This is a genomic window from Candidatus Polarisedimenticolia bacterium (assembly GCA_036004685.1).
Classification (GTDB): domain Bacteria; phylum Acidobacteriota; class Polarisedimenticolia; order Gp22-AA2; family AA152; genus DASYRE01.
This window is the reverse complement of record DASYRE010000042.1, coordinates 15,774-30,449: the sequence shown is the minus strand read 5'-3', so window position 1 is coordinate 30,449 and position 14,676 is coordinate 15,774. Positions and strand designations below refer to the sequence as shown.

Annotated in this window: 14 protein-coding genes; 7 read left to right on the top strand and 7 right to left on the bottom strand. The window is 65.7% G+C overall.

Annotated elements, in window-relative coordinates; genetic code table 11:
* Positions 1-95 precede the first annotated feature (95 nt).
* Positions 96-767 carry a Crp/Fnr family transcriptional regulator gene (locus VGR67_11380; protein HEV8337012.1) on the top strand — a complete coding sequence of 224 codons (672 nt, stop codon included), beginning with the start codon at positions 96-98 and terminating at the stop codon, positions 765-767.
* A 396-nt stretch (positions 768-1,163) separates the two neighbouring features.
* Here VGR67_11380 and VGR67_11375 read toward each other — a convergent pair whose 3' ends face one another.
* Positions 1,164-2,819, bottom strand: coding sequence for an alkaline phosphatase family protein (locus tag VGR67_11375; protein ID HEV8337011.1), 1,656 nt, complete (start codon positions 2,817-2,819; stop codon positions 1,164-1,166).
* A 184-nt stretch (positions 2,820-3,003) separates the two neighbouring features.
* Here VGR67_11375 and VGR67_11370 point away from each other — a divergent pair, with 184 nt between their 5' ends.
* Complete coding sequence (locus VGR67_11370) at positions 3,004-3,564, top strand: hypothetical protein (protein HEV8337010.1); 561 nt, start codon at positions 3,004-3,006, stop codon at positions 3,562-3,564.
* A 25-nt stretch (positions 3,565-3,589) separates the two neighbouring features.
* Here VGR67_11370 and VGR67_11365 read toward each other — a convergent pair whose 3' ends face one another.
* Together VGR67_11365 and VGR67_11360 are read right to left on the bottom strand one after the other, a co-directional pair.
* Complete coding sequence (locus VGR67_11365) at positions 3,590-4,222, bottom strand: response regulator transcription factor (GenBank protein HEV8337009.1); 633 nt, start codon at positions 4,220-4,222, stop codon at positions 3,590-3,592.
* A 1-nt stretch (position 4,223) separates the two neighbouring features.
* A complete protein-coding gene (locus VGR67_11360) occupies positions 4,224-5,168 on the bottom strand; it encodes an ATP-binding protein (protein ID HEV8337008.1) in 945 nt (314 codons plus the stop codon).
* A 1,294-nt stretch (positions 5,169-6,462) separates the two neighbouring features.
* Between VGR67_11360 and VGR67_11355 the strand changes: the two genes are divergently transcribed.
* Together VGR67_11355 and VGR67_11350 are read left to right on the top strand one after the other, a co-directional pair.
* Positions 6,463-6,681: a hypothetical protein gene (locus tag VGR67_11355; protein HEV8337007.1), complete on the top strand. Its 219-nt coding sequence runs from the start codon at positions 6,463-6,465 to the stop codon at positions 6,679-6,681.
* Positions 6,682-6,995: 314 nt separating this feature from the next.
* Entirely contained in the window at positions 6,996-7,628 is a 633-nt protein-coding gene (locus VGR67_11350; protein ID HEV8337006.1) for a response regulator transcription factor, read from the top strand.
* 23 nt (positions 7,629-7,651) lie between these two features.
* On the opposite strand, the gene VGR67_11345 is transcribed toward VGR67_11350, so the two are convergent.
* Positions 7,652-8,197 (bottom strand): methyltransferase, encoded by a 546-nt coding sequence (locus VGR67_11345; GenBank protein ID HEV8337005.1) that lies wholly within the window; start codon positions 8,195-8,197, stop codon positions 7,652-7,654.
* A 675-nt stretch (positions 8,198-8,872) separates the two neighbouring features.
* On the opposite strand from VGR67_11345, the gene VGR67_11340 reads away from it, so the two are divergent.
* Both VGR67_11340 and VGR67_11335 read left to right on the top strand, forming a co-directional pair.
* Complete coding sequence (locus VGR67_11340; protein HEV8337004.1) at positions 8,873-10,396, top strand: M48 family metallopeptidase; 1,524 nt, start codon at positions 8,873-8,875, stop codon at positions 10,394-10,396.
* A 146-nt stretch (positions 10,397-10,542) separates the two neighbouring features.
* A complete protein-coding gene (locus VGR67_11335) occupies positions 10,543-11,049 on the top strand; it encodes a hypothetical protein (GenBank protein HEV8337003.1) in 507 nt (168 codons plus the stop codon).
* A gap of 76 nt (positions 11,050-11,125) precedes the next feature.
* On the opposite strand, the gene VGR67_11330 is transcribed toward VGR67_11335, so the two are convergent.
* Positions 11,126-11,404, bottom strand: a complete 279-nt coding sequence (locus VGR67_11330; GenBank protein ID HEV8337002.1) for a YtxH domain-containing protein — start codon at positions 11,402-11,404, stop codon at positions 11,126-11,128.
* A gap of 180 nt (positions 11,405-11,584) precedes the next feature.
* Positions 11,585-12,262 (bottom strand): response regulator transcription factor, encoded by a 678-nt coding sequence (locus tag VGR67_11325; GenBank protein HEV8337001.1) that lies wholly within the window; start codon positions 12,260-12,262, stop codon positions 11,585-11,587.
* Positions 12,263-12,727: 465 nt separating this feature from the next.
* On the opposite strand from VGR67_11325, the gene VGR67_11320 reads away from it, so the two are divergent.
* On the top strand, positions 12,728-13,108 hold the full coding sequence (locus VGR67_11320) for a hypothetical protein (protein ID HEV8337000.1): 381 nt from the start codon (positions 12,728-12,730) through the stop codon (positions 13,106-13,108).
* Between the two features lie 88 nt (positions 13,109-13,196).
* Here VGR67_11320 and VGR67_11315 read toward each other — a convergent pair whose 3' ends face one another.
* A complete protein-coding gene (locus VGR67_11315; protein HEV8336999.1) occupies positions 13,197-14,504 on the bottom strand; it encodes a PQQ-binding-like beta-propeller repeat protein in 1,308 nt (435 codons plus the stop codon).
* Positions 14,505-14,676: the final 172 nt, after the last annotated feature.

The window sequence follows — 14,676 nt, the reverse complement described above, 5'->3', positions numbered from 1 at the left end:
GCGGCCGCGGCCGGCCGCGGAAATCGCTTGACGCGAAGCGGGCGCCGACCTTAAAGTGCTAGGCATTCACCAACCAGGCTTCGGGCGAGGATCCCATGAACCATGCCGACCGGGAACGACTGCGAATCCGGTACCCCGTCCTGGAAGAGCTCCCCACCGATCTCCAGCAGAGGCTCGAGCAGGAGGTCCGGCTCGTCAAGATCCCCTCGGGCCAGGAGCTTTTTCACGAGGGGAGTCCCTGCACCGCCTACCCCCTGCTCGTCGAGGGAATGATTCGAGCCACCAAGTCCGGCCCCGACGGGCACGAGATTCTCCTCTATCATCTGAACCCGGGCGAGAGCTGCGTGATCACCGTCGTGGCGCTGCTGGGAGAGACCATCTATCCGGCCCGGGGGGCGGCCGAGACCGATCTGGTCCTCGGGGGGGCGCCGCGCGACCTCTTCCTCGAGATGGTCCTGAAATCGCAGCCCTTCCGGACTTTCGTCTTCCAGGCCCTGTCGGGGCGGATGGCCCACCTGATGGCGTTGATCGACGACGTGGCCTTCCGCCGCGTGGACCAGCGCCTCGCCTCCCACCTCCTGGGTCACAAGGATCCGATCACGCTGACCCACCAGAAGCTGGCCGACTCGCTGGGCACCACGCGCGAGGTCGTCAGCCGAATTCTCGAGTCGTTTCAGCAGCTGGGGTTGTTGAGGCTCGGAAGGAAACGAATCGAGATCCTGAACCGGCGGGCCCTCACGGAAGTCCACCGCGCGACCGATCGATGAGAAGAATGTAAGCGGGGGGAAGTGTCGACACTTCCCCCCGCCCCCTCTCCAGGGGACGGCTGCCTCCCGAGACGTCTCGGGGATTTCCGATCCAGACCGCCGGGCCGGCCGTCGGCGCTCGCCGGAGCCCGAGGGCGGAGCGGTGGGCGCCTCGAATGGTCGTGGGGTGGAGGCAGCCGCCGGTGGGCTCATCCTAGGCGGCCGTCACGCCTCGTTTCCGTGACTCTTGTCACACTTGCAATCAATAAGACCTTCGGCCGGCGCCCGAAAATCCTTCCTCCCCTTCCCTGAACCAGCCCCTGGAGTCGCCCGAGGTCACGCGCCAGCCGGACCGGTTCGCCGCGGGCTCCGGGGCGCCACGGCCGGCACTCGTGGAGAGGGTCATCCGCCGCGACGCTACGCTCCTGGCGAGCCCATCAAGGGATGACCGTCCAGACCGCGGGGAAAGGGGACCCCGGCAAGCGCCGCCAGGGTGGGAGCGAGATCGAACGTCCCGACCGGTTCGTCCGAGGAGCCCGGCGCCACGCCCGGTCCGAAAAAAATCATCGGAACGTGGCGATCGTATTCGTAGGGCGATCCGTGGACCGAGGCGTCGAAGTCGATCATCGCCCCCTCCTCGAGCCGGACGAGAACGCCGTAGCGGCCAATCCCCTGCTCGGGATGATCGGAGGAGAAGACCGGAAACCGGGGGACGCGATCGGCGCGAACGTTGTTGCGATACAGCCCCCGGAAGGGATCGGCGCCCGCGCTGCTCCCAAGAAGCTCGCCGACGGTCATGGCATCGGCCACGAAGGGGCTGCGCCGGAGCATCCCGGCGATCTCGTCGGCCAGGCGCTCGGGAGGCTGCGCCGACTTGGCCGCCAGGGCGCCGGCGGCGTCGAGGAGGGCCTGGATCTCGCCGGCCCGGATCCGGCGCGCCTTCTCACCCGCGGCGATCCGGTGCTCCGGGATGTCGGGCGCGCCGTGATCGGCGGACAGCGCGACGAGGTAGCGGCCCTGGCCGACCGATCGATCCAGGAAGGAGAGGAACCTTCCGAGGCGCTGGTCGATGCGCAACAGGTTGTCGAGCTGCTCCTGGCTGAGCGGCCCGTACGCATGGCCGATGTCGTCGACCTGGGACAGGGTGACGGAAAGGTAGTCGGTCGCCTCTCGGCGGCCGAGCGCCAGCGACTCGATCGATCTCTCCGCCAGGGTCAGGGTCGCATCGTCCAGCGCCGGCGTCACGGCGATCCAATACTCGCGCGCCCGCCGCCGGAAGCCTTCGTCGGTGAACTTCTCCCGTGGGGCCACGTCGAGGATACGGTGCGGGAAGGTCGTGTGCACGTGGTCCCCTTCGTAGGGCGACGCATCGGGACGCGCCAAGCCTCTCGCCGCCTCCGGCACGAGATTGTCCCAGGTTTCACATCCCTGCAGGAAAACCGGCAGATCTTCGCGGTTGAAGCGCTCGACCCACTCGGGATACTCCCGGCGGTAATAGGTCGAGGTGACGTACCTCCCCGCTTCGATCGAGTACCAATAGACGTCGCCGCGGAAATGCCCGGCGTGGAGAAGCGAGGAATACTGCCCGGAGCCGACGGCGACGGCGCGCGCCGCGGGATCGGCGCCGACGAACCATTCCGGCAGCGTGCTCGAGAGGATTTTCGCGGGCGAGACGCCTTTCTGGTCGGGAGCGCCGAGGATCTTCTCCGCCGGATCCTCCAGGGCGTCCACCAGCCGGCGCTCCCCCGCGGGACCTTCGAAGAAGGCGGCGTCGACGATGCCGTGCCGCGCCGGCGTCATGCCCGTCGCCAGCGTGACGTGTCCCGGATGGGAGACGGTGATGGCATGTTCCACCATCGCGCCGGTGTACCGCCTCCCCCGGTCCCTCAGGCGCCGGAAGCCGCCGGTGAACAGGGAGTCGTAGCGGTCCAGGAGGTCGGCGCGAAGCTGGTCCACGGCGATCAGCACCACCAGCTTGGGCCGGTCGCGCCGCTGGGCGGCGACTCCGCATCCGGACGCGATCCCGAGAAACGCGGCCAGGCCGAGGAGGATCGCACCGGTGCGAAGTTTCATGACGCTCCCGCAAGCGCTCTCGGAGATTCCATCGATGAAACGTGCAGGAGCGCAAAGAGTTTCGTGTTTTCGGCGCGATTCGGGCGATGGGCGCGGACTTTTCTCCGCACGACCGCCGCGAAATCGGCGCGCCGCGCCTTCGCCGTGCAACCCGGGGGACCATCGCGGCGTATGATCCGAATCGATGGAACCTCTAAAGCGGGCCCGGGCCGCGTTCCTCCCGGGGAAGCGCAGCGCGGCGCCCGATCCCGCCGCGGGCCGCCCGGAAGTCGCCGGAATCGACCTCCGCTGGCTTTTCGAGAGCTCCATCGTCCGATTGAACCGCTGGCACTGCCGCGAGACGGCGACCGGGCTCACGGGGGAGCGCCAGCAGTTCTGGAGGGTCATCGGATTCGTCCACGCCGGGGCCTACGAGCTCCTTTCCCCGCGCGGGACGGTCCTGGTCGATCCGATCAAGGTCGCGTTTCTCAACCCTTTCGAGGCCTACCGGACCCGGCACCCCTGCGGGTGCGGGGATCATGGCAGCCCCATGATCGTGCGGGAGGACGTGCTGCGGGAGATCGTCGCGCGACGCCGGCCCGATTTGGGCGACTCCGCCGCGGGACCCTTCCCGAAACCGGCGGGACCTTGTCCGAACGGCGCGTTTCTCCGGCATCGATCCCTCCTGCGCCGCTTGGACGTTCCGGGTCATTGCGCGTGTCGCGTCTCCGAAATCACGTCAACACCAAGACCCGGTCGACTGTGACGTGATTGAGAAGACGCGACACGCTTCAGGGTTGGATGACGCCCCGGCGGATGGCGTAGCGGACGAGGCCGGCCGTGTCGTGGATGTCGAGCTTGTCCATCAGCCGCATGCGGTGGGTCTCGATCGTCTTGGCGCTGATGCCGAGAATCGCGGCGATCTCCTTGATGGTTTTCCCCTCCGCGATCAGCTGCAGGACCTCGCGCTCCCGCGGGCTGAGCGGATCGGAGCGCCTTTCCTTGTTGGAGAGGTAGGCCTGGATGGCGTCCCGCGGGATGCCCGAGCTCATGTAGAGCGTTCCGCGGGAGACCTCCCGGATCGCCTGGACCAGATCGGTCGCCGCCTTCGTCTTGAGGAGGTAGCCGTTCACCCCGGCCCGCAACGCGTCGAGGATGTACTGCTCCTCCGTGTACATGGTGAGGAGAATCCGCTTGGTCTCGGGCGAGACCTTCTCGATCTCCCGCGCCGCGTCGATGCCGTTCATCAGGGGCATCGCCAGATCCAGGACGGCCACGTCCGGCCGGTGCTTCTTGGCGAGCCGCACCGCCTCGCGGCCGTCGGCGGCCTCGCCGACCACCTCCATCTTCTCCTTCTCGAGAATGTCCTTCAGGCCTTGGACGAACATCCGGTGATCATCGGCCAACAGGACACGCAACGGCATCTCACCCCCCCAGCGGGACGTTCATCAGCAATTCCGTCCCTTGTCCGGGCGCCGAGGTGATCTGAAGCGATCCGCTCAGCGCCTCAAGCCGATCCCGGAGGCCGATCAGCCCCAGGGCCCGCCGGCGATGGCCCGCCAGGACCCTCGCGACGTCGAAACCGGCTCCGTCGTCCCGAATCACGCACAGGACCGCCCGCGGCTCCCGGACGACCTGGATCAGGATCTTCTCCGCCCGGGCGTGCCGGACCGCGTTTCCGAGGCCCTCCTGGACGCCCCGGTACAGCGCCGTCTCCACCGCCGGCGGGAGACGTCCCACCGCCGTCTTCTCGACGAGGATCTGCATTTTCGATCGATTCGACGTGACCTTGGCGAGGAACTCGAGAGCCGGGAGCAGCCCCAGATCGTCCAGGATCGTCGGCCGGAGCTCGTGGGAAAGCCGCCGCAGCTGCTGATCCATCTGATCCAGGAGCTCGCGGAGCTGGGCGAGCCGGCCGGCCTCCCCCGAGGCGAGGTCCCGCGCCAGGTCGGCGACGGCGAGGTGGGTCAAGGCCAGGATGCCGCCGGCCTCGTTGTGCAGCGCATGCGCGACCTGCTTCACGTCTCCTTCCAGCCGATCGTTCATGTGCCGCAGCGCCGCGATGACCCCGCCCCGGGAGCGCCGCCGCTTGCCGAAGGGGGCCAGGCTCTCCGCGAAGAACTCGCCGGCGCGCCGCAGCGCCGCGACCCGATCGCGCGGCGGTCGCGTTCCGAGGATGCGGGCCAGGGTTTCGTGATGCAGGAAGACCATTCCGAGGACGTCCGCCTCGGCGCGGGCGGCCTGGAGCCCCAGATCGGACGCCCGCAGCAGGGTCTGCTCGCTGGGCTGCGAGAGGTGCTTGCGGAGGGCGGCCGCGTATCGGGTTTGCAGCCGGCTGGGGATCCCCGTCTTTTCCAAGCGATCCGGCATGGAGACACCCGTCGCGGCGCGGGCCCGCGGGCGCCATGAATGAAGCGAGCGAAGATTCGATCTCTTGGGGCTGCTTTGCATGCCCGGATTGCCTGATCTCTTCGGTAGCCGATCCGAACGTCGGATCCCGGCGAGCCTTGTCTGCGTGCCGGTTTCGAACTCGAAGCGGGGGATTGGCGAATGCCGCCGGCTTCAGTCACCGCCGGGGGAGACGACTCTTCGGCAATTCCGGGTCGGCACTTTGGCTCGGGCAAATTATAACACGACAGTATCACCCACTATCCAGGAGACTTAGGATCTCTGCGTTCCAGAGATGCATGGTTTTTGTCTCTGACTCGCGGCGCTCCTCGAGCCCGCGCGAAACTCTCCACTCCGAAGCGCGTCGGTGCGGCTCGCGAATGCCTCGGGGACCGATCTTGGGCCCCGAGACTCCTGCGCGGAAGGATCGGTTCTCTGTTTGGCGAACCCTTGCGCGCTCTCCACCCTCCCATTAGATCGGGGGGACGACCATCAGGAGACGGCTGAATCAGGCCGGGAAAAGTCCTGACACAAGGGAGGTGGCGCCGTCCCGCCTATCCGCCCCCGAACCACCACCCTCCTTTGGGATTGAATCAGGAGACTCCTGACACGCCTGTCGGAATCTGCTCGGCGGCTTTTCAGGAATCCGCGAATGTTCAGGTCTCTCCATAGGGAGTAAAAGATAAGGCGTGCGAGGCGAACTGGATGTTGCTGGGCGGCGCACTCCCGATGGCGAGCAGATTCGAGCCCAGACGAACAGGAAGAGGGGCCGAAGGGGGCGAAGCCCGGCCGGATGCCGGGCGTATCCGGCCGCCAGGATCGCCCCGGACACGTTCAAGACGGCTAGGGAAACCGCGATGAACTGGTGGGACCGACCGATCGATCGATGCAACGGCGGCGGGCGGAGCGTCGCAGGACGCCCGATGGCACGTCCTTTGGACCCGCAGCCAAGCAGCTGGTTAACGATCAACTCACGAGAAAGGAACCTCCTCAAAGCGCAGGTCGACGAAGGGAAGGACCGTCTGGAGAAAACCAGCGACACTCGCTGATGGAAGAAGCAGGATCAGGCTCCTCTGCTTCGCCGAGTTCCGGCTCGTTCCACGGCTCCGGCGCCACCGATCCTTTCGCCTCGCGCGCCACGCCGCGCTGGCGATGGCCCGGGGCTGGCCGGTCCGGCGGCCGGGCTGGGACCCGGCCTTGGGGAAGTCTCGAGAGGACGGACTGTCCGAGAAGGAGGAAACGGAGTGACTTCGACGCTTCTCCAAAAGGAGACGACATGAGCCCGATCAAGATCCTGGCCATCCTCCTGATCGTCGGTGGGATTCTAGGATTGGCCTACGGAAGCTTCACTTACACGAAGGAGCAGCACGACCTCAAGGTCGGCCCGCTCGAGATGTCGGTCAAGGATCGGGAGACGGTCAATATCCCCGTATGGGCAGGGGTAGGCGCGATCGTCCTGGGGGCGGTGCTCCTGCTCGCACCGCGGAAAAGCTAGAAGGCCCCGATGTCACTCGCCCGCCTCGACGCACCGGCGCGACCGGCGGCCGTGGTCGAGACGATCGACGGGAGGGCTTCCGCAGCTCGTCCCCTCCTGGGCGGAGCTGCTCGCCTCGAGTCCCTCCGATTCGCTTTCCTGACTTGGGAATGGCTGTTCACCCAGTGGAGGCACCTCGCCGCCGCGCGGCGCCCTCGTTTTACGTCAGGAACAGCCTGACAGCCTGTCAGGATCTTTTTCAGGGTGGGTTTTGAAATGCCTGACGGTTTTCCGGCCGGATCTGCCTTTATATATATCCCGTTAGGGAGTTGATCATGTCCGTGAGGATCATTCTGGCCGACGATCACCCGATGTTCCTGCAGGGTCTGAAGCGTCTGCTCGAGCGCGCCGACTTCGAGGTCGTCGGGGAGGCGGGCGACGGGCGGGAAGCGGTTCGACTCGCCACCGAGAAGCGGCCCGACGTCGCCATCCTCGATCTGGCGATGCCCCTGCTCAACGGCGTCGATGCCGCCCGGGAGATCGGCAAGGCCGCCCCCGGGACCAAGACGATCATCCTGACGACCTACTCCGAGGATCAATGCGTCCGGGAGGCGATGCGGGCCGGGGTGAGCGGCTATCTCTTGAAGACGAAGGCGGCGTCCGACCTGATGCAGGCGATCCGGGAAGTGTCGCAAGGAACGATCTACCTCGGGGAGGGGCTCTCCCGGGATCTCCTTCAGCTGCAGCCGGAAGCCGGGGGGGGCCGCGAAAACCCCCTGAGCGGGCGCGAGCGCCAGGTGCTGCAGCTCATCGCCGAAGGGAAGAAAATCAAGGAGATCGCCGCCATCCTCGGGGTGAGCGTCAAGACGATCGAGACGCATCGGATGCGGCTGATGGACAAGCTCGACATCCACGAGACCGCCGGTCTCGTGCGTTACGCCATCCGCATGGGGATTATCCATGTGTGAAACGGCGCGCCCGGCCTTCCGCCTCACCCGGGATGCCCGGCCGGAGTCGCGGCCGGCGCCGTCGGATCGAGCTCGGCCACCAGGAGCACGTTGCCCGGGGCCAGCCGGCTCGCGACCTCCCCTCCTTCCACGCGGAAGCCCAGCGCGGCGAGCGTCGCGCACAGCTCCGAAATCGGTCGGAACGCCACGGCCGGACCGCGGTTCCAACCCCTGCGCGTCGCCCACTGCTCGATGAACTTCGTCCAGCGGACGCCCCCCCGCCGCGCCCCGTCGACGTCGCGGATGAGGAGCCGTCCGCCCGGCCGGAGCGCCGCCCGGCACCGCCGGAGCAGCTCCTCCTGCCGATCGGCGTCGTAGTAATGGAGCACGTCGATCAGGGTGATGACGTCGCACGGCGGAATCGCGCAGCGGTGCAGATCGCCCTCGATCACCCGGATGTGGGGAAGCCCCCGGGCGGCGTGCAGCGCCCCGCGCACCTTTTCGGCGTCCCATTCGACGCCGAGAGCCTGGCGACGCCCGAGAACCCCGAGCAGCACCGGAAGCATCCCGAGGCCGGTTCCCAGATCCACGGTGAACGAGCCCTGGCCGATGAGGTCGCCGAGCGCGCGGTAGCAGGGATCGAAGCGGTACTTGATCCAGGCGTACCAATGGTAGCGGGGATGGAGCCCGCGGTAGCGGGCGGACGCCAGCCGGAGAGCCTGCTCGGGCGGCGGCGCCGGCCCCGCGCCCGCCGGCCGGGTCGCCGCCGTCTCGGGTGTGGGAAGCGGAGTGCTCGTGGTCGAACCTCCGGAAAATGGACCGCGCCTATCCTAGTCCACGCGGGGGGCCGGCGTCCTGGAGCTCCTGCACTGTCAGCAAGATCCTGACGCGGGATTCAGAAAAATGATGAATTGCCCCGGGCGCTCAATGGCCGTAAAGTCAAAATGCGTAAGAGACGCGTCTTTGGCGGCCGCAATCCACTGTCAAAGACTTGCTGTTTGACGCTTCTTACTTCCTTCCGAAGAGGCTCCCCCCTCTTTGAATATCCCCTCCTCAAGGGGCCCCGACACGGGGCCCCTCTCGCACTTCGTCGCTCCCTCTGGGGTTATTACCCCATGTTCCCGCGCCGTCGATTCATCTAGCATCAAATAAGTCGTGGACGACTTTGGGACGACTTTGGACTCCGGCCGCCAAAGTGAACGGCGTGAAAGGCTAAGTGGAACGTAGACCTTCACGATTGGCGCCCGCAAGATCGAGGTGATGAAATGAATCCCGCCAAGAACAAGAAACCGATTGCCGGCGCTCTTTTCCTGATTGTGACGGTGCTTGCCGCGGGCCTCGCCTTCGCGCAGACTCAGGTGAAGCCCGGATTCAATCTCTTTTCCCCGCAGCAGGATGTCGAGATAGGCCGCCAATCCGCCTTGGAAGTGGAGAAACAGCTGCCGGTTCTGCAGAACCGGGCCGTCGAGCGGTACGTCACCAGCATCGGTAAGCGGCTGGCGGCGGTGGCGCCCGGCGCCAAGTACCCCTATCAGTTCAAAGTGGTGAACGTCTCGGACATCAATGCGTTCGCGCTTCCGGGGGGGTACCTCTATTTCAACCGGGGCCTGATCGCGGCCGCTCAGAACGAAGGACAGCTCGCGGGCGTGATGGCTCACGAGATCTCCCACGTCGCCCTGCGCCATGGGACCAATCAGGCCTCCAAGGCCTATCTGGGCCAGGCCGGCCTCGGAGTCATGGGCGGCCTCCTCGGGAGAAACAGCGGCTCCACCCAGAAGACCATCAACGCCGTCGGCGGGTTCGGCCTGAACGCCCTTTTCCTGAAATTCAGCCGGACGGACGAGGAGCAGGCGGACGTCGTGGGCGCGCAGATGATGGCGCGCGCCGGCTACGACCCCAACGACATGATCGATTTTTTCGAGATCCTGCGCAGCCAGAGCTCCCGGGACCCCGGCCGCGTGCAGCAGTTCTTCAGCAGCCACCCGGCCCCGAAGGACCGCGCCGCGCGCATCCGCAAGGAAAGAAGATCTCTGAGCATCAATGAGACCTCGGAAGTCGGCGGCTTCTCTGAAGTGAAGAACGCCCTGCAGCGGATGCCCACGGCGCCCACCATGCAACAGCTCGCCAAGGGGCAGACCCCCGTCGGCGGCGCCTCCCCGGCGGGTACCGACGGGGTCTATCGGGGAATCGACGCCCCCGCCACGAGCTTCCGGACCTTCGAGCAGCGAACCGGGTTCTTCACCATCAAATATCCGGCGAACTGGCGGGCCTACGAGCCGTCAACCGGCTACGGGGCGACGTTCGCCCCGGACGGAGGGTTCGTCGACACGGGCAGCCAGGACAGGAGCCTCGTCTACGGGGTGATCGTCAACCATTACGACCCGATGTATTCGGAGACCAACCAGCGGTTCGTCTATCCCGATCCCGACGACAACGGCAACGCTTTCGTCGATCACAGCGGCCGCATCGTGAGCCGGACCCATCTCGCCGAGGCGACGAACGATCTCATCGGGCAGATTCTCCGGACCAACCCGCACCTGCGGCTCGTCCCGAACTCGCAGCGGACCGACACCATCAGCGGCACATCGGCCCTTTCCCTGGTCCTCGCCGGCCGATCGCCGGTGACGCACGCGGAGGAGCGGGTCACCGTGTTCACCCGCGAGCTTGCCGACGACGACGTCATCTACGCCTTGTTCATCGCCCCCGGCGAAGACTACGCCGCCCTGCGGAGGACGTTCGACCGGATGATCTCGAGCCTCGAGGTGAACGACGAGGCGGCGCATCCCTGAGCCGGGAACGGCACTACAATGCCCATCTTCCTCCCCCGCTGGGCCCTTTGGGGCCTCACGGAGCAGGAAATGAGGGAGGGGAGAGACATCGTCGCGTATCTCAAATCGCTCCCCGAGCAGCGGGGAGCCGGCACGAGGAGGCAATGATGAGTTTCAAACGACGGTTCATACCACTGCTCGCGGGCGCGCTGGTTCTCACCGCGGGCTGGGGCGGCGTCCGGGCGGAACACGATTCCGGCTCCGACAAGTCGCTGGTCTCCTGCGAAATGACGTTCGATCTCAAGGGCTGGTCGGCGTTCTACAAGAGCAGCAAGGGAGACGCCACGATCCGCTGCGACAACGGGCAGAGCGCGAACGCCCGGATCGTCGCCAAAGGCGGAGGCCTGACGTTCGGGAAATCGGAAGTGATCAACGGAACCGGCAAGTTCAGCGGAGCGCGGAACATCAACGAGCTGTTCGGGTCCTACGCGCAGGCGGAGGCCCATGCCGGGGCCGGGAAATCGGTGGCGGCGCAGGCGATGACCAAGGGAGAGGTTTCGCTGGTCCTCTCGGGGTCGGGGCGCGGCGTCGACGTCGGTTTCGCCTTCGGAAAGTTCACCCTGAAGAGAGCCTCGGAGGCCAATGTCTCCTCGCACGGAAGCTCGAGCAAGTAAAGCGCTCCTCCCGATGCCAAAATCAAAGAGCCGCCGGAAATCTCGGCGGCTCTTTGATTCACAGGGGACGAACCGACTAGCGCAGATCGTGCAGATAATCCTTGCCCTGGGCGGCCACGTTTTTGGCCTCCTGGCGGGCCGCTTCCTTGCCTTGCTCGAACAAGCTGGCCGCCTTGTCTCCCAGCTCGCGGCTCCGGCGCGCCAGCCAATCGCGCGCTTCTTTTCCGGTGGTCGGGGCGTACAGGAGAGCGACACTGGCACCCACGGCGGCGCCCACCAGGCTGCCGACCAGGATGCCCATCATGTTGCTGTTGCCGTTGCCGTTGGGGGTGGTCAGATCTTCTCTCTCTCTCATTGTTCCTCCTAGGAAATGGCGAATTCCTCGCACGGGTGGCCGCGACATCGTTTGCCGTTCAGGAAAATTACCGGCGAAGCAATGATAAGGAGGGAGGAAACCGGCGGCCATGGGGTGATCGCCCCACCGGAAAGGCGGCGCCCGGCGCCTTCCGCTGGAAAGGCCCGCTACCAAGCGCCGCTATTCGATGGTGATAGGTCCGCTCGTCTCGATGATCCCGGCGGAGATGGCGTAGCGCGTCAGGCCGGCAGTATCGTGAATCCCGAGTTTGCTCATGAGGTGCTGGCGGTGCTTCTCGACGGTCTTGATGCTGATCCCGAGTTGGGCCGCCGTTTCCTTGTTGGCCTTCCCTTCGGCGATCAACTGCAGCACTTCCACTTCGCGGGAAGTCAGCCGCGAGGCCCCTTTCCGCGGACGCCCCCCCCGGCCGATGGCCTTCTCCTGGAGGTCGCTCATGCGCTTGGAGATGGAGGGGCTGAAGAACGTCCGGCCGAGATGGGCCTCCCGGATGGCCTGCACCAGGACGTTCGCCGCAGTTTGCTTGAGGAGATAACCGGCCGCACCGGCCTCCGTGACCTGCTCCACGTACTCGTCTTCGCTGTGAGCCGAGAGAATGAGGATTTTCGTCGAAGGGACGATCTTGAGAATCTGCCGCGTGGCTTCCACGCCGTTGAGCAGCGGCATGGCGATGTCCATGACGACCACGTCGGGAAACAGCTTCTCGATCAGCTGCACCGCCTCCCGCCCGCTGCGCGCCTCGCCGACCACTTCAATGTCGTCCTCGGCCGTCAGCAAGGCGCGAAGACCTTCGCGCACGACGGTGTGATCTTCGGCAATCAAGACGCTGATTCGCTTCATGGGCAACCGCCTGCCGAGATCGCTGCGAAAACCAAAGTCTAAGCTCGGAACCCCAGCCGGACAAGCCGAAGAGCCGTAAAAGCCGGTCTGGGGCCCCTCCCCGCTGACGTCGTAAACGAAATCATATCAGAACCATCGCTTCGGGGGGCTTCCGGCTTTCTCTACTTCCTTCTCGGAGTCCCGAGCTCGCCGGCCGGCGGAGGCTCGGAGCTCGCGAGACCGCCGACAGCCCTGAGTTACATTTCCGTCAGAAAAAACACGATTTGCAACACCGCGATCCGGGCTCCGTTCCAGGGACTGGCGCGTAATCCAAAGTAATTCATGAGGATGGCTAGTTGGTCGGATTCTTGCTCATCGGTGTGGCGAAGCATGTCTCATGAATCTGTTGGAGAGGCAGCCGGTGAAGGAAGAGATGATTCCACCGGGGCCTGTCGATGCTTCGAGAGCCGGGAGGACGGAATGCTGATGGCGTTATTGCTCGCCGCTTGGACCTGGGACCGTGTGGTCGCCGACTGCCACGGCGGTCCGGAGAGGATGTCGCATTATTACTTTCAGGCGACGGTTCGCGTGATGGGGCCGGGCATCTGTATCTCGGGTCCAGGCAACCAGGCTGAGCCATGCACCAAATCGGTCCCCGCGGCGCCGCTGCCGTTCGGACCGAACATCGGGGATCCGGGGGCCGGGCCCACGGTTTCGACGGGATTCGATCCCGTTACGTATCCGCAGCTGCTGCCCGCCCCTCCGCTCGGCGGTTTTTCGGCCTGGCCCTGGCCGACGGCCGACAATCCGCATGTCATCATCTCCGTCGACCTTCAGGGAAATCGCTGCGACCAGAACTGTCCCTGACGCGACCGCCTAAGCCCTCTGGCCTGCGCCCGACCGTCCCACCGGCACCTGCTCCCTGAAGGCGCGCGAGAGAACCGCAACCGACCTCTCATTGCAGCGCATAGAGGGTCCCGTCCATGCTGCCGAAATAGACCACCCCGCGGCTCACGGCAGGCGAGGACACCACCGCGCCGATCGAGATGAACCGGTAGTAATCGATGTACATGTCCTGAAAGTCTCCGAACAAGGGCTTAAAGGCCTCCTGGTTGAGGCGGCCATCGGGGTTGAGGGCTTTCATCGGGTCCTTCCTCGACCCTTCGGTTTGAAATTCCCACGCCAGACGGCCGGTGTCCGCTTCAATGGCGTAGAGCCTGCCGTTGTGATCCCCCACGTAAGCGAGATCCCCCGCGACGGCCGCCGATGAGAACATGTACGCCTTGGCGTCGAAGTTGAAGCGCAGGCGCCCCGTCTTCGCATCCAGGGCCATGAAGCGCGAGCTGTCCGACGTTCCCACGTAGACCGTGCCTTTCCGGACCGCCGGCGTTCCGATGACCCAGGACTTGCTGGTGGGATAATCCCATTTCTTCCGGCCGGTGCCCGCGTCGAGGGCATAGACGTGGGCGTCGCGGCATCCGACGTAGACCACTCCATCCACGACGGCGGGGGAGGATTGAAAACCGACCTGGTTGTGGATGGAGGGATCTTCCCCCGCCTGGAACGACCACCGAAGCTCCCCCGTCTCGGCCCGGAGCGCATACAGACGGCTGTCCCAGCTGCCGATGTAGACCGTGCCGTCGGCCACCGCAGGCGAGGCGTGCACCACGTCTCCGGTCTGGAACTTCCATTGCAACAAGCCGGTGGCGGCGTCGACGGCGTAGACGTTCGAATCGCCGCTGCCGAAGTAGACCTTGCCGTTCGCGACCGCGGGCGATGACGTGAAGAGATCCCAGGCGTCGGGAATGGTCTGGGCGGCGGAGGGGAGCCCGTGGAGGTTCTTCGCTTCGAACCTTTTCTCGAACTCCGCCGCGAACACCCACTTGGGCTTGCCCGTCGCCGTTTCGAGCGCCGCGAGGGAGCCGACCGACGACACGAAATAAAGGGTGTCGCCCGCGACCGCCGCGGTGGAGGCGATCGGCATCCGCGACTTGAAATTCCATTTTTCCTTGCCGCTCTCCTGGTCGATGGCGTAAAGATGCCCGTCGAGACTGCCGACGTACACCACACCGTCGGCGACGACCGGTGAGGCGACGATCGGTCCTCCCGCCTTGAAGGTCCACTTGACCCCGCCGAATCGCTTCGGGCCGGGAGATCCGAACACTCCGGTGCGGGCGACGTCGCCATGGAAGGTCGCTTGCGCGCCGGCGGCGGTCGCGGCCAGGGCGAGGGCCAGAATCAGGGTCGTGAAACGGCGTATCATCGGCGTTCCTTTTTGCCATGAGGGGCGCACGGGATTGAAGTCGGCTTGGACACGAACGGCCTTATGTCGCGATCCTCTCGATCCGGATGAGGATCGCCGGAATGTACGCGGAACGGATGTAAATGTCGCGGGAAGGAAGGTAAAAAGTTGTGTCCGACGTCAACGGCGTGTA